19 protein-coding genes are annotated in these 22034 nt (G+C 74.8%); 15 read left to right on the top strand and 4 right to left on the bottom strand.

Annotated features, from left to right (window positions below):
* Positions 1 to 32: 32 nt before the first annotated feature.
* Positions 33 to 1148, top strand: coding sequence for an allantoicase (alc, locus tag ACIGAN_RS01370; protein ID WP_399854380.1), 1116 nt, complete (start codon positions 33 to 35; stop codon positions 1146 to 1148).
* A 666-nt stretch (positions 1149 to 1814) separates the two neighbouring features.
* Here the strand turns inward: alc and ACIGAN_RS01365 are convergent.
* Positions 1815 to 2558, bottom strand: a complete 744-nt coding sequence (locus tag ACIGAN_RS01365; RefSeq protein WP_399854379.1) for an SDR family oxidoreductase — start codon at positions 2556 to 2558, stop codon at positions 1815 to 1817.
* Positions 2559 to 2728: 170 nt separating this feature from the next.
* Between ACIGAN_RS01365 and ACIGAN_RS01360 the strand changes: the two genes are divergently transcribed.
* Positions 2729 to 3385, top strand: a complete 657-nt coding sequence (locus tag ACIGAN_RS01360; RefSeq protein WP_399854378.1) for a dihydrofolate reductase family protein — start codon at positions 2729 to 2731, stop codon at positions 3383 to 3385.
* Positions 3386 to 3471: 86 nt separating this feature from the next.
* A complete protein-coding gene (locus ACIGAN_RS01355; RefSeq protein WP_365099050.1) occupies positions 3472 to 3867 on the top strand; it encodes a ribonuclease domain-containing protein in 396 nt (131 codons plus the stop codon).
* A 54-nt stretch (positions 3868 to 3921) separates the two neighbouring features.
* Here ACIGAN_RS01355 and ACIGAN_RS01350 read toward each other — a convergent pair whose 3' ends face one another.
* On the bottom strand, positions 3922 to 4122 hold the full coding sequence (locus ACIGAN_RS01350; protein WP_365099049.1) for a hypothetical protein: 201 nt from the start codon (positions 4120 to 4122) through the stop codon (positions 3922 to 3924).
* Positions 4123 to 4335: 213 nt separating this feature from the next.
* Between ACIGAN_RS01350 and ACIGAN_RS01345 the strand changes: the two genes are divergently transcribed.
* Entirely contained in the window at positions 4336 to 5577 is a 1242-nt protein-coding gene (locus ACIGAN_RS01345; protein ID WP_399854621.1) for a sensor histidine kinase, read from the top strand.
* 55 nt (positions 5578 to 5632) lie between these two features.
* Positions 5633 to 6346, top strand: a complete 714-nt coding sequence (locus tag ACIGAN_RS01340; RefSeq protein WP_399854377.1) for a response regulator transcription factor — start codon at positions 5633 to 5635, stop codon at positions 6344 to 6346.
* A 14-nt stretch (positions 6347 to 6360) separates the two neighbouring features.
* Here the strand turns inward: ACIGAN_RS01340 and ACIGAN_RS01335 are convergent, their stop codons facing one another.
* The gene (locus ACIGAN_RS01335) at positions 6361 to 7383 is read right to left on the bottom strand and encodes a Gfo/Idh/MocA family protein (RefSeq protein ID WP_365739693.1); all 1023 of its coding nucleotides are present in this window, start codon (positions 7381 to 7383) and stop codon (positions 6361 to 6363) included.
* Between the two features lie 128 nt (positions 7384 to 7511).
* Between ACIGAN_RS01335 and ACIGAN_RS01330 the strand changes: the two genes are divergently transcribed.
* The 8 genes from ACIGAN_RS01330 to ACIGAN_RS01295 all read left to right on the top strand — a co-directional run bounded on the left by ACIGAN_RS01330 (position 7512) and on the right by ACIGAN_RS01295 (position 18669).
* Positions 7512 to 8249 carry a GntR family transcriptional regulator gene (locus tag ACIGAN_RS01330; protein ID WP_365099060.1) on the top strand — a complete coding sequence of 246 codons (738 nt, stop codon included), beginning with the start codon at positions 7512 to 7514 and terminating at the stop codon, positions 8247 to 8249.
* 125 nt (positions 8250 to 8374) lie between these two features.
* On the top strand, positions 8375 to 9523 hold the full coding sequence (locus tag ACIGAN_RS01325) for an ROK family glucokinase (RefSeq protein ID WP_365099045.1): 1149 nt from the start codon (positions 8375 to 8377) through the stop codon (positions 9521 to 9523).
* Positions 9520 to 10101: a sugar kinase gene (locus tag ACIGAN_RS01320; protein ID WP_365099044.1), complete on the top strand. Its 582-nt coding sequence runs from the start codon at positions 9520 to 9522 to the stop codon at positions 10099 to 10101. The genes ACIGAN_RS01325 and ACIGAN_RS01320 overlap by 4 nt, the downstream gene beginning before the upstream one ends.
* Positions 10102 to 10186: 85 nt before the next feature.
* Positions 10187 to 13015, top strand: a complete 2829-nt coding sequence (locus ACIGAN_RS01315) for a DEAD/DEAH box helicase (RefSeq protein WP_399854620.1) — start codon at positions 10187 to 10189, stop codon at positions 13013 to 13015.
* A gap of 604 nt (positions 13016 to 13619) precedes the next feature.
* Positions 13620 to 15782 (top strand): SWIM zinc finger family protein, encoded by a 2163-nt coding sequence (locus ACIGAN_RS01310; protein ID WP_399854619.1) that lies wholly within the window; start codon positions 13620 to 13622, stop codon positions 15780 to 15782.
* A 77-nt stretch (positions 15783 to 15859) separates the two neighbouring features.
* A complete protein-coding gene (gene pcaC / locus ACIGAN_RS01305) occupies positions 15860 to 17167 on the top strand; it encodes a bifunctional 3-oxoadipate enol-lactonase/4-carboxymuconolactone decarboxylase PcaDC (RefSeq protein ID WP_399854376.1) in 1308 nt (435 codons plus the stop codon).
* A 34-nt stretch (positions 17168 to 17201) separates the two neighbouring features.
* Positions 17202 to 17837 (top strand): MBL fold metallo-hydrolase, encoded by a 636-nt coding sequence (locus ACIGAN_RS01300; RefSeq protein ID WP_365099036.1) that lies wholly within the window; start codon positions 17202 to 17204, stop codon positions 17835 to 17837.
* Between the two features lie 52 nt (positions 17838 to 17889).
* A complete protein-coding gene (locus ACIGAN_RS01295; RefSeq protein ID WP_365739681.1) occupies positions 17890 to 18669 on the top strand; it encodes an exodeoxyribonuclease III in 780 nt (259 codons plus the stop codon).
* On the opposite strand, the gene ACIGAN_RS01290 is transcribed toward ACIGAN_RS01295, so the two are convergent.
* Complete coding sequence (locus tag ACIGAN_RS01290; RefSeq protein WP_399854375.1) at positions 18666 to 20435, bottom strand: SGNH/GDSL hydrolase family protein; 1770 nt, start codon at positions 20433 to 20435, stop codon at positions 18666 to 18668. The two genes, ACIGAN_RS01295 and ACIGAN_RS01290, sit on opposite strands and share 4 nt — an antisense overlap.
* A gap of 221 nt (positions 20436 to 20656) precedes the next feature.
* Here ACIGAN_RS01290 and ACIGAN_RS01285 point away from each other — a divergent pair, with 221 nt between their 5' ends.
* Both ACIGAN_RS01285 and ACIGAN_RS01280 read left to right on the top strand, forming a co-directional pair.
* Positions 20657 to 21064, top strand: coding sequence for a DUF6278 family protein (locus ACIGAN_RS01285; RefSeq protein ID WP_365099034.1), 408 nt, complete (start codon positions 20657 to 20659; stop codon positions 21062 to 21064).
* Between the two features lie 140 nt (positions 21065 to 21204).
* Positions 21205 to 21948, top strand: a complete 744-nt coding sequence (locus ACIGAN_RS01280) for an amino acid ABC transporter ATP-binding protein (protein WP_365739677.1) — start codon at positions 21205 to 21207, stop codon at positions 21946 to 21948.
* Positions 21949 to 22034: the final 86 nt, after the last annotated feature.

Genomic DNA, 22034 nt, shown 5'->3' with positions numbered 1-22034 from the left:
ATCCGGACACCCGAAAGGAACACCTGATCATCGTGACGGCGATCCCCCGCTTCACCGGCGACGCGAACCCCTACGGAGGCGGCGACCCCTACGCGGACTACCGCACCGCCGACCTCCCCTTCACCCATTACGCCAACCTCGCCGACCGGAACCTCGGGGCCGGGGTCGTCGCCGCCAACGACGAGTTCTTCGCCGAGCGCGAGAACCTGCTGGTGCCCGGGCGGGCCGAGTTCGACCCGGAGCACTTCGGTCACAAGGGCAAGGTCATGGACGGCTGGGAGACGCGGCGCCGCCGGGGCGCCTCGGCCGACCACCCCTGGCCGGCCGCCGAGGACCACGACTGGGCGCTGGTCCGCCTCGGCGCCCCGGGCGTGATCCGGGGGATCGTCGTCGACACCGCCCACTTCCGCGGCAACTACCCGCAGGCCGTGTCCGTCGAGGGCACCTGCCTGCCCGGCTCCCCGTCACCGCGGGAGCTCCTCGCGGACGACGTGAAGTGGACGACGCTGGTGCCGCGCACGGCGGTCGGCGGCCACGCGGCGAACGGCTTCGCGGTCGCCGTCGAGCAGTGCTTCACCCACCTGCGGGTCAACCAGCACCCCGACGGCGGCATCGCCCGCCTGCGCGTGCACGGCGAGGTCGTCCCCGATCCGGCGTGGCTGGCGGCGCTCGGCACCTTCGACGTGGTCGCCCTGGAGAACGGCGGCCGGGTCGAGGACGCCTCCGACCTCTTCTACTCGCCCGCCACCAACACCATCCAGCCGGGCCGCTCCCGCAAGATGGACGACGGCTGGGAGACGCGCCGCCGCCGCGACACCGGCCACGACTGGATCCGCTACCGGCTCGCCGCCCAGGCGCAGATCCGCGCGCTGGAGATCGACACCGCGTACCTCAAGGGCAACAGCGCCGGCTGGGCGTCGGTGTCGGTGCGGGACGGCGAGGACGGCGACTGGCGGGAGATCCTGCCCCGCACGCGCCTCCAGCCCGACACCAACCACCGCTTCGTCCTGCCGGAGCCGGCCGTGGGCACGCACGCGCGCGTGGACATCTACCCGGACGGCGGCATCTCCCGCCTGCGCCTCTTCGGCTCCCTCACCCAGGAGGGCACGACCCGCCTGACGACCCGCCACCAGGAACTGGGCGCCTGAGGACCCCCACACCTCCGGCGCGCTCCGCGCGAGGCACAGACCGGGCAGGACTGCGCTTGCCACACCGGCCCGGAGTGCCTGCCGTGCCGGCCCGGAGTGCCGCCCGCCGTGGTGAGCGCCGGCATGACCGCGTGCCGGGACCGGGCTGATGTGCCGCGCGCGGGGGAGCCCGGGGCCCGTGCGCTGCATTGACCACGGGGCACCGCCCTTGCGGGTCAGCACCGCCGCGCCTCGGAGGGCCGGGGCCCGGTGCGCCGCCCGCGCGGGCGAGCGGTGGCGTGCCCGCGTCGTCGCCGGGTACGCCGAGCGGGACGCGCGGTGACGCCGGTGCACTCGCCGCCGCCGTCGGCCGGTCCGGCCGGGGCGTCCTGGGAGCGTGCTGAGGTTCCGCGTGCGGAGGCGCCCCGGCACGGCCCGAGGTGCCATACGCGCGGGCGCGCACCGGCGTGCCTCACCGCGCCCCCGAGGCCGACATACGCTCGGGCGCACCGGCGTGCTGCATCCCCCGAGGTGCCGTACGCGGGACAGCACCGGCCGGGCCGGTCCCCGCACGCCGCTCCGGCCCGGTGCGCCGCGCATGTCGGATTCGCTGCAGCCGCCCCTGCCGCTGATCGCCTCCGCTGCCCGCTGCCCGCTGCCCGCTGCCCCCTTCCCCCACCCGGCGTTTCAGGCCGCGTGGCCGCCGTCCACGGCGAACTCCGCTCCCGTCACGAACGTCGCCCCCGCCAGATACGCGACCGTCGACGCCACCTCCCCGGCCGTGCCGAAGCGGCCCAGGGCCGTCAGTGCCGCCTGCCCGCCCGCGTAGGGGCCGTCCGCGGGGTTCATGTCCGTGTCGATCGGGCCGGGATGGACGACGTTCGCCGTGATGCCCCGCCCGCCCAGCTCCCGGGCCAGCGCCTTCGTCAGGCCGGTCAGCGCGGCCTTGCTCATCGCGTAGAGCGTCCCGCCCGGCCCCGGCACCCGCTGGGCCAGGCAGCTGCCGATCGTGATGATCCGCCCGCCCTCGGGCATGATCGCGGCGGCCGCCTGGGAGGCCAGGAACACGGCGCGCACGTTCACCGCGAGGACCCGGTCCACCTCCGCAAGGGACAGGGTCTCCAACGGCCCGAGCACCCCCACGCCCGCGTTGTTCACCAGGACGTCGAGGCCGCCCAGCGCCTGCGCCGCCGCGTTCACCACACCGGCCGCCTCGCCCGGGTCCGCCGCGTCCGCGCGCAGCGCCACAGCCCGGCGCCCCCGCGCCTCCACGGCCCGGACGACCTCCTCGGCCGCCTCCTTGCCGCGCACGTACCCGACCGCCACGTCCGCGCCCTCCAGGGCGAGCCGCAGGGCCGCCGCCGCGCCGATGCCACGGCTCCCGCCGGTCACGAGAGCCACCTTGCCGTCAAGAGTTCCTCGAGAAGTCATGCCTCCATCCCAGCGGTCCGGCCCCGTCGGCGCTGGCGGCGAACGGACGTCGAACTCACGGGGCGCGGCGGGCCGGACGGCCCAGCGATGAGTTGCGGGGACCGGCGGGGTCTGCACCGATGAACACCAGGGCCTCGGCCCGCACGGAATCCGGAAGGAAGGCACCCGCCATGGGCAAGCTCGTCTCCACCCTCTTCATCACCCTCGACGGCGTCTACCAGGCCCCCGGCGGCCCGCAGGAGGACACCCGCGGCGGTTTCACCCACGGCGGCTGGAGCTTCCCGTACGCCGACGAGGACTTCGGCCGGTTCATCAACGAGGTCTTCGCCCGCCCGGCCGCCTTCCTGCTGGGCCGCCGCACCTACGACATCTTCGCCACCTACTGGCCGAAGGTGACCGACCCCGCCGACCCGGTCGCCTCCAAGCTCAACTCCCTGCCGAAGTACGTCCCTTCGGCCACCCTGACCGACCCCGGGTGGGCCGGCACCACCGTGCTCGCCGGTGATCTCGCCGAGGAGGTCGGCGCCCTGAAGGAGCGCACCGACGGCGAGATCCAGGTGCACGGCAGCGGGGCCCTGGTCGGCTCCCTGCTGGGGCTCGGCCTCGTCGACACCCTCCACCTGCTGACCTTCCCGGTCGTGCTCGGCTCGGGCTTCCGCCTGTTCCCGGAGGGCGCCGTGCCGGCCGCCTTCGAGCACGCCGGCGGCAGCGTCACCGGCGCGGGCGTGTCGGTGCAGACGTACGACGTGGCGGGCCGCCCGCAGTACGGCGAGTTCGGACTGCCCGAGGACGCGCAGCGCCGTGCAGGAGGGCCGGACGGCAGGTGAACATTCCGCGAACTCGTCCGACGTGCCGTTGAAATCCACCGTCTTGTCATTGACATGCCACTGTCTACGCGCATCATCATGGGCGCATGATCTTCCCCCCACGCGCCTCGCGGCTCGGCGCAGCAGCCGCCCTCCTGTCCGCCCTCCTCGTCGGCGGTGCCGTCACCGCCCCCACCGCCGGCGCGGCCCCCACCGCCGTCGGCGACATCTGCTACAGCGCCCTGCCGTCCCAGGCCCACGACACGCTCGACCTGATCGAGCAGGGCGGCCCGTACCCGTTCGACCAGGACGGCACCGTCTTCCAGAACCGGGAGGGCATCCTGCCCGACCGGTCGACCGGCTACTACCACGAGTACACCGTCATCACCCCCGGCTCCTCCACCCGCGGCGCCCGGCGCATCGTCACCGGTGAGCGGAGCCAGGAGGACTACTACACGGCCGACCACTACGCGTCGTTCGACCTGGTCGACCACGGCTGCTGAACCGGACCGCCCCGCGGGGCACGCCGGCCGGAGGTCCGTCGCGTCCGGCGGACCTCACACGGACTTCCGGCTCCCGGCCGCCGCGAACAGGGCGATGCCCAGCACCAGTAGGGCGATGCTCGCGTAGATCTCGTGGCCGTCGAGGAACCCCAGGCGCTGCACGAGGCCCCAGTCCCAGTCGGTGAACTCGTGCACCAGGCCCGCCACGCCCTGCACCAGGGCGAGGAAGCCGAGAATCTCCAGTACCTGCTTCATGCCTCCCGACCCTCGCCCCGCGGACCCCCCACGCACATCGGCCACGGGGCGGGGGTCCCCCGACGGAAGTCCCCGTTCCGGCCGGCCGGCCGCGCCGAAAGTCTGCGGTGGGACGACTTTGGTCGACGATCCCGTCCGCGCGGCCGTGGACCGGCCCCGGGCTGCGTAGATTTGTCGACCGTGAATGGTGAGAACGCGGGGCGGACCTCCCCGGTGCCGACCGAGGGGACACCGGCGCTCCTCACCGGACCCCGGTGGTACTTCCCCTCCGCCCTGCTGCACGAGCTCGACCCCGACGCCGCCGGGACCCGGCGGCGGCCGCGGCGCACCGCCCGCGACTGGATCGTGGACTTCTCCTGCTTCCTGCTCGCCGTGATCGTGGGCCTCACGGCACTCGACGCGCTCCGCCGGAACCCGGACATCCCGCCCGGACTCGCCGTCCTCGACCAGGTGGTGGGCGCGCTGGCCTGCGCGGCGGTGTGGCTGCGGCGCCGCTGGCCGCTGGGGCTGGCCGTGGCGATGGTGCCCGTCACCTTCGTCTCGGACACCGCGGGCGGCGCCGGCATCATCGCGCTGTTCACCCTGGCCGTGCACCGCCCCTTCCGGTACGCGGCCTGGGTGGGCGGCGTCAACACGGCACTGGTCCCCCTCTACTTCTGGCTGCGCCCCGACCCGGACCTCTCCTACCTGGTGGTCGTGCCGTTCGTCATGCTGCTCACCCTGGCGATCATCGGCTGGGGCATGTTCGTGCGGGCCAAACGGCAGCTCATGGTCAGCCTCCGGGACCGCGCCCGGCGGGCCGAGACGGAGGCGCGGCTGCGGGCCGAGCAGGCGCAGCGGCTCGCCCGGGAGGCCATCGCGCGGGAGATGCACGACGTGCTCGCGCACCGGCTGACCCTGCTCAGCGTGCACGCCGGCGCCCTGGAGTTCCGGCCGGACGCGCCCCCGGCGGAGACGGCACGGGCGGCCGGCGTGATCCGGGAGAGCGCGCACGAGGCGCTGCAGGACCTGCGGGAGATCATCGGCGTCCTGCGGGCGGCCGAGCCGGACGACGGCGGCCGGCCGCAGCCGACGCTCGGGGCGCTGGACACGCTCGTCGCCGAGTCCCGGGAGGCGGGCATGAAGGTGGCCCTGGACGTGCGTGTCGACGACCCGGCCGCCGTTCCGTCCTCCGTCGGCCGCACCGCCTACCGGATCGCCCAGGAGGGCCTGACCAACGCCCGCAAGCACGCCCCGGGCACCGAGGTCACGGTCTCGGTCACCGGCGCGCCGGGCGACGGACTGACCGTCCGCGTGCACAACCCGGCCCCCGAAGGGGAGGTGCCCCCGGTACCCGGCTCCGGTCAGGGCCTGATCGGCCTGACGGAGCGGGCGACCCTCGCGGGCGGCCGCCTGGAGCACGGGCCCACGCCGCGGGGCGGGTTCGAGGTGCGGGCCTGGCTGCCGTGGGGCTGAGGGGTGATCACCGTTCCCGTCCTGCTCCCGCGGCAGCCGTGATTACGTATGGGCCATGACTGCGATCAGACTCCTCCTCGTCGACGACGATCCCCTGGTGCGGGCCGGGCTGTCCTTGATGCTGGGCGGGGCCGACGACATCGAGATCGTCGGCGAGGCCGCCGACGGCGGCGAGGTGGAGTCGCTCGTCGACCGCACCCGCCCCGACGTCGTGCTCATGGACATCCGGATGCCGACGGTGGACGGACTCACCGCCACCGAGCTGCTGCGGTCCCGCGAGGAAGCACCGCAGGTGGTCGTCCTCACCACGTTCCACGCCGACGAACAGGTGCTGCGGGCCCTGCGCGCGGGCGCCGCCGGGTTCGTCCTCAAGGACACCCCGCCCGCCGAGATCCTCGCGGCGGTGCGGCGCGTCGCGGCCGGCGACCCGGTGCTGTCGCCCACGGTCACCCGCCAGCTGGTGCGGCACGCCGTCGGCGGCGCCGCCGACACCCGCCGCACGCGCGCACGCGCGCGCATGGACCGCCTCAACGACCGTGAGCGCGAGGTCGCCGTCGCGGTCGGCCGGGGCCTGTCCAACGCCGAGATCGCCACCGGCCTGTTCATGAGCGTGGCCACCGTCAAGACGCACGTCTCCCGCATCCTGGCCAAGCTCGCCCTGAACAACCGCGTGCAGATCGCACTGCTCGCCTACGACGCCGGCCTCCTCGACGAGGCGGCCGGCGGAGCGGAGGAGACCGAGACGGCCCGGGAGCAGGCGGACGGCTGACGGGCCGGGGCCGGTCAGGCGAACGCGGCGGCGGCCCCGCCGGGGATCTCCGCGAGCCGCACCGGCCTGCGCTCCCGGCGCGACACCTCGCACGCCTCGGCGACCCGCAGCGCCTGCAGGGCCTCCCGCCCGTCGCAGGGGTTGGCCCGCTCGCCCCGGACGACCTCCACGAACGCGTTCAGCTCCGCCTCGTAGGCCGGGCCGAAACGCTCCAGGAAACCCGCCCAGGGCTTGTCCGCGGCCGGCGGCCCGGTCGGCTCGGTGGACGCGATCGGCGTACGGTCGTCCAGGCCCACCACGATCTGGTCGCGCTCCCCGGCCAGCTCCATGCGCACGTCGTAGCCCGCCCCGTTCAGCCGGGCACCGGTGACCGTGGCGAGCGTGCCGTCGTCGAGCGTGAGCAGCGCCGCGCCGGTGTCGACGTCCCCGGCCTCGCGGAACATCGCCGGCCCGGCGTCCGACCCGGTGGCGTACACGTCCGCCACCTCCCGGCCCGTCACCCAGCGCAGCACGTCGAAGTCGTGGATCAGGGTGTCCCGGTACAGCCCGCCGGACACCGGCAGCCAGGCGGCCGGCGGCGGCGCCTGGTCGCTGGTCAGCGCCCGCACGGTGTGCAGCCGCCCCAGCCGGCCCGCGCGCACGGCCTCGCGCGCACCCGCGTACCCCGTGTCGAAGCGGCGCTGGAAGCCCATCTGCAGCACCGTCCCGGCCGCCTCGACCTCGGCGATCGCGCTCAGCGTCCCCGGCAGGTCCAGGGCGATGGGCTTCTCGCAGAACACCGGCAGGCCCGAGCGTGCTGCCCGGCCGATCAGTTCGGCGTGGGCCGACGTGGCCGTCGTGATCACCACGGCGTCGACGCCCCAGCGGAAGATCTCCTCCACACCCGGCGCCGCCGTCTCCCCCAGGCGGTGCGCCAGGTCCGCCGCCCGCGCGGGGTCCGCGTCCGTGAGGATCAAGGACCCCACGTCACGGTGCCTGCTGAGGGTGTTCGCGTGGATCGTGCCGATGCGGCCCGTACCGATGACGCCGATGCGCATGGAAACAAAGTGCGTGCGCGGCCCGCCGCTGTCAATCTGTATGTCCGGACAATCTGACTACACAACTTCCCGTCAACAACGCGCGGAGCTACGCTCAGCGCGTGCCGAAACCAGAAGTGGACCCGACCGTGCAGCTCGAGCTCAGCGTGGACCGCAGTTCTCCCGTGCCGTTGTACTTCCAGCTGTCCCAGCAGCTGGAGGCCGCGATCGAGCACGGCACGCTGACGCCCGGCAGCCTGCTGGGCAACGAGATCGAGCTGGCCGCCCGGCTCGGTCTGTCCCGGCCGACCGTCCGCCAGGCCATCCAGTCCCTCGTCGACAAGGGCCTCCTCGTGCGCCGCCGCGGCGTCGGCACCCAGGTCGTGCACAGCCAGGTCAAGCGCCCGCTGGAGCTCAGCAGCCTCTACGACGACCTGGAGGCGGCGGGCCAGCGCCCCGCCACGAAGGTCCTCGTCAACACGGTCGTGCCCGCCTCCGCCGAGGTCGCCGCCGCTCTCGGAGTCGCCGAGGACAGCGACGTCCACCGCGTGGAGCGCCTCCGCCTCGCCCACGGCGAGCCGATGGCCCACCTCTGCAACTTCCTGCCCCCCGGCCTGATCGACCTCGACACGGGCCAGCTGGAGTCCACGGGCCTGTACCGCCTGATGCGCGCGGCCGGCATCACCCTGCACAGCGCCCGCCAGTCCATCGGCGCCCGGGCGGCGACCACGGAGGAGGCGGAGCGACTGGCGGAGGAGACGGGGGCCCCGCTGCTGACCATGCAGCGGGTGACGTTCGACGACACCGGCCGGGCAGTGGAATACGGCACACACACCTACCGCCCGACGCGCTACTCGTTCGAGTTCCAGCTCCTCGTACGGAACTGAAGTCCTGCGGGGCGCGGGGGAACCGCGCGGGCAGCCCCCACCCGCCCGCACCCGGCCATGACCCGCGCCACCCCGCCCCTGCCCCGCTCCGCACCCACCCCCACCGTGAGGCAGAATCGGCGGCGATGAGCACCTACCGCGACCTCACCGCCCCCATCGGCTCCCGCCGTGCCACCGTGCTCCGCACCGTCGGCACCCGGGAGCGCCGCTCGCACCTGACGGCCCCCCGGGTGCCCACGGTCGGCATCGACATCGGCGGTACGAAGGTGATGGCGGGCGTCGTCGACGCCGACGGCAACATCCTGGAGAAGCTCCGCACGGAGACCCCGGACAAGTCCAAGAGCCCCAAGGTCGTCGAGGACACCATCGCCGAGCTGGTCCTGGACCTCTCCGACCGGCACGACGTGCACGCCGTCGGCATCGGCGCGGCCGGCTGGGTCGACGCCGACCGCAACCGCGTGCTGTTCGCCCCCCACCTGTCCTGGCGCAACGAACCGCTGCGCGACCGCCTCGCCAGCCGCCTGTCGGTCCCGGTGCTGGTCGACAACGACGCCAACACCGCCGCCTGGGCCGAGTGGCGCTTCGGCGCCGGCCGCGGCGAGGACCACCTGGTCATGATCACCCTCGGCACGGGCATCGGCGGCGCCATCCTGGAGGACGGCCAGGTCAAGCGCGGCAAGTACGGCGTGGCCGGCGAGTTCGGCCACATGCAGGTGGTGCCCGGCGGCCACCGCTGCCCCTGCGGCAACCGCGGCTGCTGGGAGCAGTACAGCTCCGGCAACGCCCTGGTCCGCGAGGCCCGCGAGCTGGCCGCCGCCGACTCCCCGGTCGCCTACGGGATCATCGAGCACGTCAAGGGCAGCATCGGCGACATCACCGGCCCGATGATCACCGAGCTGGCCCGCGACGGCGACGCCATGTGCATCGAGCTGCTCCAGGACATCGGCCAGTGGCTCGGCGTCGGCATCGCCAACCTCGCCGCCGCCCTCGACCCCTCCTGCTTCGTCATCGGCGGCGGCGTCTCGGCCGCCGACGACCTGCTGATCGGCCCGGCCCGGGACGCCTTCAAGCGCCACCTCACCGGCCGCGGCTACCGCCCCGAGGCCCGCATCGTCCGCGCCCAGCTCGGTCCCGAGGCCGGCATGGTCGGCGCCGCCGACCTCGCCCGGCTCGTCGCCCGCCGCTTCCGCCGCGCCAAGCGCCGCCGCGTGGAGCGCTCCGAGCGCTACGAGCGGTACACGCAGTCGCTGCGCAGCAGCCAGGAGACCCTGTGACCGCCTCCCTGCCCCACCAGGGCCCCTGGCCCGGCGGGCCGGACCGCCCGGTCGAGGACCGCCGCCACATGATCCGCCGCAGGGCGCTCACCCTGCTGATCATCGTGCTGCTCATCGGCATCCCGGCCGGCTACCTGGTCATCTCCGCCAACCAGAGCCGCGACAGCGGCAAGGACAAGGAGGCCAAGTACTCGGCGACCGGCCTGACCGAGGGCTGGCCCTCCAAGCTCCAGCGCCGCATCTACCAGGTGCCGATCCCGCACCCGGCCTGGCACGTGGCGTACTACGAGACCAACAACTGGAAGACCAGCCGCCTGTACGCCCAGTTCGAGACCAACACGGCCGGTCTGGACGCCTATCTGACCGGCCTCGGCATGACCCGCGCGGACCTGAAGAAGGGCGACATCACCATCGGCGCCCGCGACCGCAAGGTCACCGGCTGGAAGTTCCCGCAGGGCGACGGCTGGTACGGCTTCGTCCACCGGCAGAAGAACCCCGCCCCCACGCACGACGTCGTCGTCGACCTGTCCAACCCGGCGTACCCCTGGGTGTACGTCGTGTCCCGGACCGTGCCCTGAGCCCGCTGCCGGGGCCGATTGTCAGACCCCGCCCGTAGAGTCGGAGACGACTGATCCGACAGGCGTGCGGGAGGTGGCAGGACGTATGGGCGGCACGGCGGTGACGGACGGGCGGGCGGACGACGCGACGGCCCCGCTCCGGCTCCCGGCCGTCTTCCTGCCCGCGCCCCTCCCGCGCGACGGACGCGTCGCCTTCTGGGACCCCGACGGCGAGCCACTGCCCGCCGACGCCACGGCCCTGACCGTCGTACGCCGCCACGGCACGGGCATCCGGCGGCACACCACCCCGGCGCTGTCCCTCCCGCTGGTGACGGCCCTGCCCCTGCTGGTGCGCGCCCGGCACGACCCGGCGGCCCACCCCGCCACCGCCTGCTGGGGCGCCGCCGCCCTGCACGCCCTGCGGCTGACCGCGCGCGGCCGGCTGCTGCCCGGACTCACCGCCACGGGACACGACGCCTGGCGCGCGGGCCCCCTCGACCCGGAGGACATCGCCCACCTGCGCGCGGTGGCCGCGGCCCTGCCCCCCGAAGGCCACGCGGTCCCGCTGCCCGGCCCGGGCCCGATCCGCCTGCCCGAGCCGGAAGCGCTGGTGCGCGCCTTCCTCGACGCGGTCGCCGACACGCTGCCGCGCACCCCGGCCGCCCCCCACACCACCGGCCGTCCCTTCGCCGCCCGCGACGCCACGCATCTGCCCGGCGCCCACGACTGGGCCGCCGAGGTCGCCGCCGGCATGGACGCCGGCGTGCGCATCTCGCTCCGCCTCGACCTCACGGCCTACGACCTGTTCGACGGCGCCCCCGACGGCGGCGCGCGCGGCGCCGGCGCGGCCGTCGTCCAGGTGCACAGCCTCGCCGACCCCACCCTCGTGGCCGACGCGGCGGCCCTGTGGGCGGGCGAGGCCGACGCCGCCTTCGGCCCGCGCGCCCGCGTGGACGCGGCCCTCGCCGTCCGCCGCGCCGCCCGCGTCTGGCCGCCGCTGGACCGGCTCTCCGACCAGGACGTGCCCGACGTGCTGGCCCTGAGCGAGGAGGAAGTCAGCGACCTGCTCGGAGTCGCCGCCACCCGGCTCGCCGCGGCCGGCGTCGCCGTCCACTGGCCGCGGGACCTCGCGCAGGACCTGTCCGCCACGGCGGTGGTCCGTCCCGCGCCCGGCTCGGCCACCGACGGCACCGGCTTCTTCGAGAGCGAGGACCTCCTCGGCTTCCGCTGGCAGCTGGCGCTCGGCGGCGACCCGCTCACCGACGCCGAGATGGACGCCCTCGCCGAGGCGCACCGGCCGGTCGTCCGGCTGCGCGACCGCTGGGTGCTGGTCGACCCGGCCCTCGTCCGCAAGGCGCGCAAGCGCGACCTGGGCCTGCTCGACCCGGTGGACGCGCTGTCCGTCGCCCTCACCGGCACGGCCGAGGTGGACGGCGAGACGGTGGAGGCCGTCCCGGCCGGCGCCCTGGCCGCCCTGCGCGACCGCCTCACCGCCGGCGTCCGCCCGGCCGACCCGCCGCCCGGACTGCACGCCACCCTGCGCGACTACCAGCTGCGCGGCCTGGCCTGGCTCGACCTGATGACCTCCCTCGGCCTCGGCGGCTGCCTCGCCGACGACATGGGCCTGGGCAAGACCGTCACGCTCATCGCGCTCCACCTCAAGCGGGCCCGCCCCGAACCGACCCTGGTCGTCTGCCCGGCCTCGCTGCTCGGCAACTGGCAGCGCGAGATCAACCGCTTCGCCCCCGGCGTCCCCGTCCGCCGCTTCCACGGACCCGACCGCAGCCTGTCCGGCCTGGACGGCGGTTTCGTCCTCACCACCTACGGCACGATGCGCTCGGCCGCCCCCGCCCTGGCCGAGCAGTCCTGGGGCATGGTCGTCGCCGACGAGGCCCAGCACGTCAAGAACCCCTACTCGGCCACGGCCAAGGCGCTGCGCACCATCCCCGCTCCCGCCCGGGTCGCCCTCACGGGCACGCCCGTCGAGAACAACCTCTCCGAGCTGTGGGCCCTGCTCGACTGGACCACCCCGGGCCTGCTCGGCCCGCTCAAGTCCTTCCGCGCCCGCCACGCCCGGGCCGTGGAGACCGGCGAGGACGAGCAGGCGGTGGAGCGCCTGGCCCGCCTGGTCCGCCCCTTCCTGCTGCGCCGCAGGAAGTCGGACCCGGGCATCGTCCCCGAGCTGCCGCCCAAGACCGAGACCGACCACCCGGTCCCGCTCACCCGCGAACAGGCCGCCCTGTACGAGGCGGTGGTGCGCGAGTCGATGCTCGCCATCGAGACGGCCGAGGGGATGGCGCGCCGCGGCCTGGTGCTGAAACTGCTGACGTCGCTGAAGCAGATCTGCAACCACCCGGCGCTCTACCTGAAGGAGGAGCACGCACCGCCCGGCGACCGGCTCGCCGCCCGCTCCGGCAAACTCGCCCTGCTGGACGAGCTGCTGGACACGCTCCTCGCCGAGGACGGCTCCGCCCTGGTCTTCACGCAGTACGTCGGGATGGCCCGTCTGATCAGCTCCCACCTGGCCGGCCGCGCGGTCCCGGTCGACCTGCTGCACGGCGGCACCCCGGTCCCGGAGCGGGAACGCATGGTCGACCGCTTCCAGGCCGGCTCGACCCCGGTCCTGGTCCTGTCCCTGAAGGCGGCGGGCACCGGCCTGAACCTCACCCGCGCGGGCCATGTCGTGCACTTCGACCGCTGGTGGAACCCCGCCGTCGAGGAGCAGGCCACCGACCGCGCCTACCGCATCGGCCAGACCCAGCCGGTCCAGGTCCACCGCCTCATCACCGAGGGCACGGTCGAGGACCGCATCGCCGAGATGCTCCAGGCCAAGCGCGCCCTCGCCGACGCGATCCTCGGCTCCGGCGAGTCGGCCCTCACGGAACTGACCGACCGCGAGCTGTCGGACCTGGTCTCCCTGCGGAGGTCGTCATGACGCCCCGCCGCGGCGCCCTCGCCGCCCCGGGAGGCACGCCATGAGCCCCCGCCCGGCCGACGAGGCCCGCCGCGCCCTGCGCGAGGCCAGGTCCCGGGCGGCCCAGCACCCCGACACGGCACCGTCGTCCCCCGGAGGAGAACCCACCGGCGGGGAGACCCCGCGCCCCGGGGACGCCGCCCGTGAGGCACTGCGGAAGGCGGGCGCGTCCGCAGGCCCGCAGGAGAGCCCGGCCGGGACTGATCCGGCGCACGCGCCCGCAGCGGCCCAGGAAGAGCGGGCCCCGAGCACCGGGGCCGACCGGCCGGGGCCCCGCGCGGCGGACGTCGCACGCGAGGCGCTGCGCGCGGCACGGGAGGACGCGCGGCGGGCCCGGGAGGAGACCGAACGGGAGGGCGCCCGACGCAGGCGCCGGGCCCGGCAGAAAGCGGTGGACGACAGGGTGGCGGCGGTGCGGCGGGCGCGTGACCGCGGCGAGGGCGCGGCCGCTGACGTGCGGCGGCTGCTGTCGGACGCGTTCCGGATGCCGGACGAACTGGGGGAGCCGGGGGAGGCGTCCTCCGACCGCGTCGAGGGGACGGGGCAGGACACCGCGCCTGCGCGCATGCCCGACGCAGCGCACGGCCACGCTCCGGCGGCACCGGACGCCGAGGAGGCGACGGAGCACCCGGCACCACAGCCGGAGCCGCCGGCAGCGGCGCCCGAGACCGTGAGCCGAAGGACCCCTCGGGGTGCGGCTCAGGACCCCGACCGCGGGCACCCGCCGACGACAGGCCGGGCGTCCCGAACGGCCGAGCCCGGCGCTACGACGCACCGGGCCGACACGGCGGAGGCCGGTGCTCCGCCTACTCCACCCCTGGCCCCGGCCTCGGCCGCCACGCCCGAGGCCGACACTCCGGATCCGGCTCCCGCGCGGGAGACCGGCGCTTCGGCGAGCCCGGGGCGCCTGGCCCCGCTCCCGGTTGACGCCCCGGCTTCGGCCGTCACCCCTGAGGTCGACGCTCCGGCCTCGGCCGTCACCCCTGAGGCCGACGCCCCGGATCCGGCTCCCGCGCGGGAGACCGGCGCTTCGGCGAGCCCGGGGCACCTGGCCCCGCTCCCGGTTGACGCCCCGGCTTCGGCCGTCACCCCTGAGGTCGACGCTCCGGATGCGGCCCCCGCTCAGGATGCGGCCCCCGCTCCGGAGGCCGACGCTTCGCCGGACCCGGACCCGGACCCGGACCCGGACCCGGACCCGTACACGCACGCGGCCCCCGACCCGTACACGGACCCCGACCCGTACACGGACCCCGACCCGCACGCAGACCCGGCCCCGCACGCGGATCCGGCTCCGGGACGTGCCCTCGGAGCCGCCGACGGCGCTCCCGTCCCCCCGGCCACGGCGCCGGCCCGGACTCCCGGAACGGGCGCTTCCCGCACAGCCGTCGGGCCGCCCCCTCACACAGCCGCCGGACCCACCTCTCGCACAACTGCCGCAAGGACGGGTCCCCGCACCACCGCCCCCCGCTCCATGGCCGCCCCCGACCGCGACGGTGACCTGCGCCGGACGTTCCCGCCCTTCCCGCCCCGGGAGGGTGACCGGTTCGCCGAGAGCTGGTGGGGGAACGCCTGGGTCTCCGCGCTGGAGCGGGGCGCGCTGGACGTCAAGCGGCTGGAGCGCGGACGCGGGTACGCCGAGCAGGGGCACGTGGACGCCATCACGGTGACGCCCGGCCTCGTGCTGGCGTACGTACAGGGCAGCCGCCCCCGGCCCTACCGCGTGCAGGTGCGTCTGCGCACCCTCGACGACTCCGACTGGGACCGCTTCCTGGACGCCGCCGCCGACCGGCCCGGAGACATCGCGGCGCTCCTCGACAAGGAGATGCCCCAGTCGCTCGCCCACGGCGGCGTGCCCCTGCTGCCCGGCCCCGGCGACCTGGAACCCCGCTGCAGCTGTCCCGACCGCGGCCACCCCTGCAAACACGCCGCCGCCCTGTGCTACCAGACCGCTCGGCTGCTCGACGCCGACCCCTTCGTGCTGCTCCTGCTGCGCGGCCGGGGCGAGCGGGAGCTGCTCGACGCGCTGTCCCGGCTGAGCGCCACCCGCGCGGCGCGCGCCGCGCAGGACAAGGAACCCGCACCGCTCCCCGGCGTGCGGGCCAAGGAGGCGCTGCAGCCGCGCGCCCTGCCGCCCCTTCCCGCGCCCCTGCCCCCGCCCGCGCACCCGGAACAGCCCCCGGCCTACCCGGCGTCCCCCGGTGGCCCGGACCCCTTCGCCCTGGACCAGCTGGCCACGGACGCCGCCGCCCGGGCCCACGCCCTCCTGACCACCGGCCGTGACCCGGTCGGGCAGCTGACGTTCTGGCAGGACGCGGTCCGCCTGGCCGCGGCCCGCCCCGGCTCGGGACTCACCGCCGGCACCCGGGCCCTCTACGCCTCCCTCGCCACCGCGGCCGGCCGCACGCCGGCCGACCTGGCGCGGGCGGTCGCCGCATGGCGGCAGGGCGGGCTCGAGGGCCTCGCCGTGCTGGAGGAGCCCTGGGACCCGCCGGCCGGCCGGTTCGACCGGGCCCGCCCCCTGCTCCTCGCCGCCGACCTGCCCGCCTTCCGCCCCTGGCGCAACCACCTCACGCACCCCCACGGCCACCTCCAGCTCCGCCTCGGCCGCGACGGACTGTGGTACGCCTACGAATCCGAGCCGGGCCGCGACGACTGGTGGCCACGCGGCACCCCCGACCTGGACCCGGTCGGCGCCCTGACCGGCCTCGGCCTGACGGGCGACCTCTGACGCCGCCGTACCGGCCCGGTCACCGCGCTCGGCCCCCTCGTCGAGCGGGCGCCCGCCTCCGTGAGAAGGTCTAGGGCGTGAGTGAGACACCGTCGAACACCCTGCAATACCGCTTTGACGGGCCGGAAGAGGCTCCCGTCCTGATCCTGGGTCCCTCACTGGGCACCACGTGGCACATGTGGGACCGCCAGGTCCCCGAACTGACCAAGCAGTGGCGGGTCTTCCGGTTCGATCTGCCGGGGCACGGCGGCGCTCCCGCCTATCCGGCCGGTTCCGTCACCGACCTCACCACACGGCTGCTGGCCACCCTGGAAGCGCTCGGCGTGCACCGCTTCGGCTACGCGGGCTGCGCGCTGGGCGGTGCCGTCGGGATCGAGCTGGCCCTGCGCCACCCCGAGCGGCTGGCCTCGCTCGCGCTGATCGCGGCGTCCCCGCGCTTCGGTACGGCCGACGAGTTCCGGCAGCGCGGCGTGATCGTGCGGACCAACGGTCTCGACCCCATCGCCAGGACCGCGCCGGAACGCTGGTTCACCGGCGGGTTCGCCGCCGCTCAGCCCGCCATCACGGAGTGGGCCGTGCAGATGGTGCGCACCACCGACCCCGGCTGCTACATCGCCGCCTGCGAGGCGCTCGCCTCCTTCGACGTGCGCCCCGAGCTCGGGCGCGTCGGCGTCCCCACCCTGGTCCTCGTCGGCTCGGACGACCAGGTCACCGGCCCCGCCGAGGCCCGCACGCTGGTCGCCGGCATCCCGGACGCCCGCCTCGCCGTCGTCCCCGGGGCCTCGCACCTGGTGCCCGTGGAGCAGCCCGCCGCCGTCACCGACCTGCTCGTGCGGCACTTCTCCACCGCCTGGCAGCCCGCCTTCGAGACCTCCACCGGCCAGACCGCCCTGCCCGCCGCCGCGCTCAAGCCCGCTCCGTCCCCGGCCCCGCCGCAGCCGCCGCAGACCGGCCCCGTCGCCGAGATCGCCCCGGTGGCCGCACCACCCCAGGGGCAGGGGCGGCCCGACCCGTACGACGCCGGGATCAAGGTCCGCCGCGAGGTGCTCGGCGACGCCCACGTGGACCGGGCGCTGGCGCAGGCCGACGAGTTCTCGGGGGACTTCCAGGAGTTCATCACCCGCTACGCCTGGGGCGAGGTCTGGGACCGCCCCGGTCTCGACCGGCGCACCCGCAGCTGCGTCACCCTCACCGCCCTGGTCGCCGGCGGGCACCTGGACGAGCTGGCCTTCCACACCAGAGCCGCCCTGCGCAACGGCCTCACCCCCGGCGAGATCAAGGAGGTGCTGCTGCAGGCGGCCGTCTACTGCGGCGTGCCCGCGGCGAACAGCGCCTTCAAGGTGGCCCAGCAGGTCGTCCGCGAGGAGACCACCCCCCAGGAGTGAGTCCGCCACGCGCCCCGGAGGCAGGATGGGAACCATGAAACTCACGAAGAAGTCGCACGCCTGTGTCCGCCTGGAGAAGGACGGCCGGACCCTGGTCCTGGATCCCGGCGTCTTCACCGAGGAGGACGCCGCGCTCGGCGCGGACGCGATTCTCGTCACCCACGAGCACCCCGACCACTTCGACGAGTCCCGGCTGCGCGCCGCGATGGAGGACAACCCGGCCGCCGAGATCTGGACGCTGAAGTCGGTCGCGGAGAAGATCTCCGCCGCCTTCCCCGGCCGCGTCCACACCGTCGGCCACGGCGACGCCTTCACCGCCGCCGGCTTCGACGTCCAGGTCCACGGCGAGCTGCACGCCGTGATCCACCCGGACATCCCGCGCATCACCAACGTCGGCTACCTCGTCGACGGCGGCAAGGTCTTCCACCCGGGCGACGCCCTCACGGTCCCCGGCCGGCCCGTCGAGACGCTGATGCTGCCCGTCATGGCCCCCTGGAGCAAGATCTCCGAGGTCATCGACTACGTCCGCGAGGTGAGGCCGCGCCGCGCCTACGACATCCACGACGCACTCCTCACCGACCTGGCCCGCCCCGTCTACGACCGCCAGATCGGGCAGCTCGGCGGCTCGGAGCACCTGCGGCTGACGCCGGGCGAATCCGCCGAGGTCTGAGGCCGTGCGGGGGCGGGCCGCGTTGTCACACCCTCCGGGTAGGTTGTGAGGCATGCGCATCGCGACCTGGAACGTGAACTCGATCACCGCCCGCCTGCCGAGGCTCCTGGCCTGGCTGGAGAGCAGCGGCACGGACGTGCTGTGCCTCCAGGAGGCCAAGGTCGCCGAGGAGCAGTTCCCGGCGGAGCAGCTGCGCGAGCTGGGCTACGAGTCGGCGGTGCACGCCACGGGCCGGTGGAACGGCGTGGCGGTGCTCTCCCGCGTCGGCATCGAGGACGTCGTCAAGGGCCTGCCCGGCGACCCGGGCTTCGACGGCTCGGTGGAGCCGCGCGCGATCTCGGCGACCTGCGGCCCGGTCCGCGTCTGGTCGGTCTACGTGCCCAACGGCCGCGAGGTGGACCACCCCCACTACGCCTACAAGCTGCGGTGGTTCGAGGCCCTCAAGGCCGCCGTCGCTGGTGACGCGGCCGGCAGCCGGCCCTTCGCGGTGATGGGCGACTACAACGTGGCGCCGACCGACGACGACGTCTTCGACCCCGCCTTCTTCGAGGGCTCCACGCACGTCACGCCCGCCGAGCGCGCCGCCCTGGCCTCCCTGCGCGAGACGGGCCTGTCGGACGTGGTCCCCCGGCCGCTGAAGTACGAGCACCCGTTCACGTACTGGGACTACCGCCAGCTCTGCTTCCCGAAGAACCGCGGCATGCGCATCGACCTGGTGTACGGCAACCAGCCGTTCGCGCAGGCCGTGAAGGACGCGTACGTGGACCGCGAGGAGCGCAAGGGCAAGGGCGCCTCGGACCACGCCCCGGTCGTCGTCGACCTGGACGTCTAGGGCGCCAGCAGCCGCAGGTCCACCGAGTCCGCCAGGGCCGCCAGGCCCGCGTCGCCCGGATGCAGATGGTCTCCGCTGTCGTAGGCGGGCAGCAGGCGTGCGGGCTGCTGCGGGTCCCGGGCGACGGCGTCGAAGTCGAGCACGCCGTCGAAGGCCCCGCCGTCCCGGATCCAGGCGTTCACGGCCCGGCGTGCGGTGTCCACGGCGGCGGTGCACCGCGCCTCGCCCGCGCAGGGCAGGATCGTCGCGGCGAGCATCCGCACCCCCCGGGCGTGCCCCCGCGCCGCGAGTTCCCGCAGGCCCGCGATCACCTGCTCGGCGGAGGTGTCCCACCGCAGGTCGTTGACGCCCTGGAAGACGACCGCCGTGCGCGCCGACGTCTGGGCGAGCACGTCCCGGTCGAAGCGGTGCAGGGCGCTCACCCCGGCCGTGTCCGTGGACACCCCGTCGCCGGGGTACCGGTCGGTGACGACCCGGTTGCCCGAGACGCCCTGGTTCAGCACGCCGTAGCGCGGGACGGCGCTCTGGCTGAGGAGACGGCCGGCCAGGACGTCCGGCCAGCGCCGGTTGGCGTCCGCCGTCGACTTGTCGCCGTCGGTGATCGAGTCCCCGAGCAGGACCACGGACCCCGGCCCGCCGCCCACGTCGACCCCGGCCAGCAGCGGCCAGGCGGTGATCACCGACGTGTACGGGCCGGCCGAGCCGTCCGCCGCGTGATCGCCGGGCTCGCTGACGTAGGAGCGCTGCTGCGCGAGCCGGTGCACCGGTGCCGCCGTGACCGTGCCGGGCAGGTGGAAGCTCACCAGCAGGTCGGTGCCGGCCGGTACGTCGAAGCCGAGGGGGTCGCTGTACGCCTGCGTCCCGGCCGGGACCTCCACGCCCGCCGCCCCGCCGAACGACAGCGGCACCGGAGTGCCCCGCGCGGCCGCACCCGACGCGCGCACGGCCACCGTCGCGACCCCGATCCGCACCGGCGCGGACGCGAAGGTGTTGTCGAACCGGACCCGCACCCGGGGCCCGCCGGCCGAGGTGTGCACCACCAGCCGCAGCGTGCGGTCCGTCCACGGCCCGACGGCGGCGTAGCCGCCCGTGGACGTGGTCCAGCTGCCCGTCCACCCCGCCGTCGCGGACCGTACCGACAGGGCGAAGACGTGCAGCCCGGCCGCGTCCGGCAGCCGCACCGAGGCGATCGCGCGCCCCGGCGCCAGCGGCACCGTCACGGCGTACAGCCGGGCGCGCTCGGCCAGTTGGCCGCCGGGCGTGTTGATGTGCGGCAGGGCCACGGCCTTCGTGGCGAGCGGCCCGCTGCGCCAGTCGGGCGCGGTCAGCCGGTACGCGGAGCGGGTGCCGTCCGCGTAGCGGACCGTGCCCGCGCCGCCCGCCTCGGCGCCATTGGTGCCCGCCACCAGGAAGGCGAGGGCGTCGCCGCGCCCCGTGACCCGGACGTCCTGCCCGGCGGCGCGGACGTTGTCCGGCTCACCGGGCCGCCGGTTCGGCCAGGTCAGCCGGGCGCCCTGCAGGGTGAGGACGCGGCCGGGCGTCCAGCCGGCTGCCGTGAGGTCGCGCGCCGACAGGGAGGCCCCGGAGCCGTCGAAGTCGGCCTGCCCGGGCCGGTCGTCGTCGCTGACGGCGATGTTGTCGAACAGCCGCTCCAGTGGCAGCGGCGCGGCACGCCTCCCTTGGGCGGCCTCGGCCGCCGCCGTCGTCGGAACCAGCGACCCGCACAGGGCCAGGACGACCAGGATCCCCCGGACGCATCGGCGCACGGCCGACTCCTCCCGCTCATCGGGACACGACGCGACACCGCACCGGGCGGCAACGGAACACACGACTCGACGACAGCCGGTACGCAGGACGCCTGGTGACGTTAGGGAGACGCCGGGAACTCGTCAACGAGCGCCGCACGAACGCGGCGTGAACTCGGCCACCGCACTCCGGTCCGCGCGCCCTGTGGTGCATACGGCGGTACGAATGACACGCTGGAGATATGAACATCCCTTTCCTGGGCCACCGGCGCCAGAAGGTGGGGTTCCCCGATCCGGCGGGCATCGCGGACCTCCTCGCCGAGTGCGAACTGCTCCGCTCCCAGGCGTCCCGGGAGGGGGTCCGGCTGGACGACTCGGCGGCCTCCCTGGAGGCGCTCGACCAGCTCGTCCCGCGCTGGCGGGACGACGAGGAGACCCTGACCTGGCTCGGCAACGACGCCGGGCTCTACCTGGGCACCGTGATCGTGCGCACCGTGCCCGGCGCCGCCTGGGAGATCCGGTCCGACGGGCAGCCCGTCGTACGGCTCACCTCCGGCCGGGAGTTCGACGTCGTGGACTCCGGCCACGCGTGGGCCGCGCACGGAGTGCCCGAACTGTCCCAGCTGTACGCCGAAGTCGCCGAGTCCTGAGCCCGCAGGCCGGAAACCATGGCCCAAAATGCGCCGTAAATACGGCTAATGATCGAAAAGTGCGTGTCGCCCGACGCATCCGATCGAGCCTGGATACGTTGCGGCAACCACCACACAGCTGAGAGTGAGTAGGGCTGAGTATGGCCGTCGATCCGCTGATCGAGCTGCGTGACGTCAACAAGCACTTCGGTGACCTGCACGTCCTGAAGGACATCAACCTCACCGTCGGCCGGGGGGAGGTGGTCGTGGTCATCGGCCCGTCCGGGTCGGGCAAGTCCACCCTGTGCCGGGCGATCAACCGGCTGGAGACCATCGAGTCCGGGGAGATCGTCATCGACGGGCAGCCGCTGCCGGAGGAGGGCAAGCCGCTGGCCCGGGTGCGCGCCGACGTCGGCATGGTCTTCCAGGCGTTCAACCTCTTCGCCCACAAGACCGTCCTGCAGAACCTCTCGCTGGGGCAGGTCAAGGTGCGCGGGCGCAAGAAGGAGGACGCGGACAAGCGCTCCCGGGAACTCCTCGACCGGGTCGGGGTGGCCGACCAGGCCGACAAGTACCCGGCCCAGCTCTCCGGCGGTCAGCAGCAGCGCGTGGCGATCGCCCGCGCCCTGGCCATGGAGCCCAAGGCGATGCTCTTCGACGAGCCGACCTCGGCCCTCGACCCGGAGATGATCAACGAGGTGCTGGAGGTCATGCGGCAGCTCGCCCGCGAGGGCATGACGATGATCGTGGTCACGCACGAGATGGGCTTCGCCCGCTCCGCCGCCAACCGTGTCGTCTTCATGGCGGACGGCGCGATCGTCGAGGACCGCACGCCCGACGAGTTCTTCACCAACCCCAGCAGCGACCGCGCCAAGGACTTCCTCTCCAAGATCCTCAAGCACTGAACGGGCGGCCACCGGAAGGCCCATCGTGTCGGACCTCGACTACGATGTGCCCTTCATCCCTGTCGGAGAGGGGGACTTCACGCAGG

Origin of the sequence: Streptomyces sp. NPDC085931, assembly GCF_044540565.1 — a bacterium.
GTDB lineage: Bacteria > Actinomycetota > Actinomycetes > Streptomycetales > Streptomycetaceae > Streptomyces.
The sequence above is the reverse complement of the archived record's forward strand: the minus strand, read 5'-3'. Positions and strand labels throughout refer to the sequence as shown.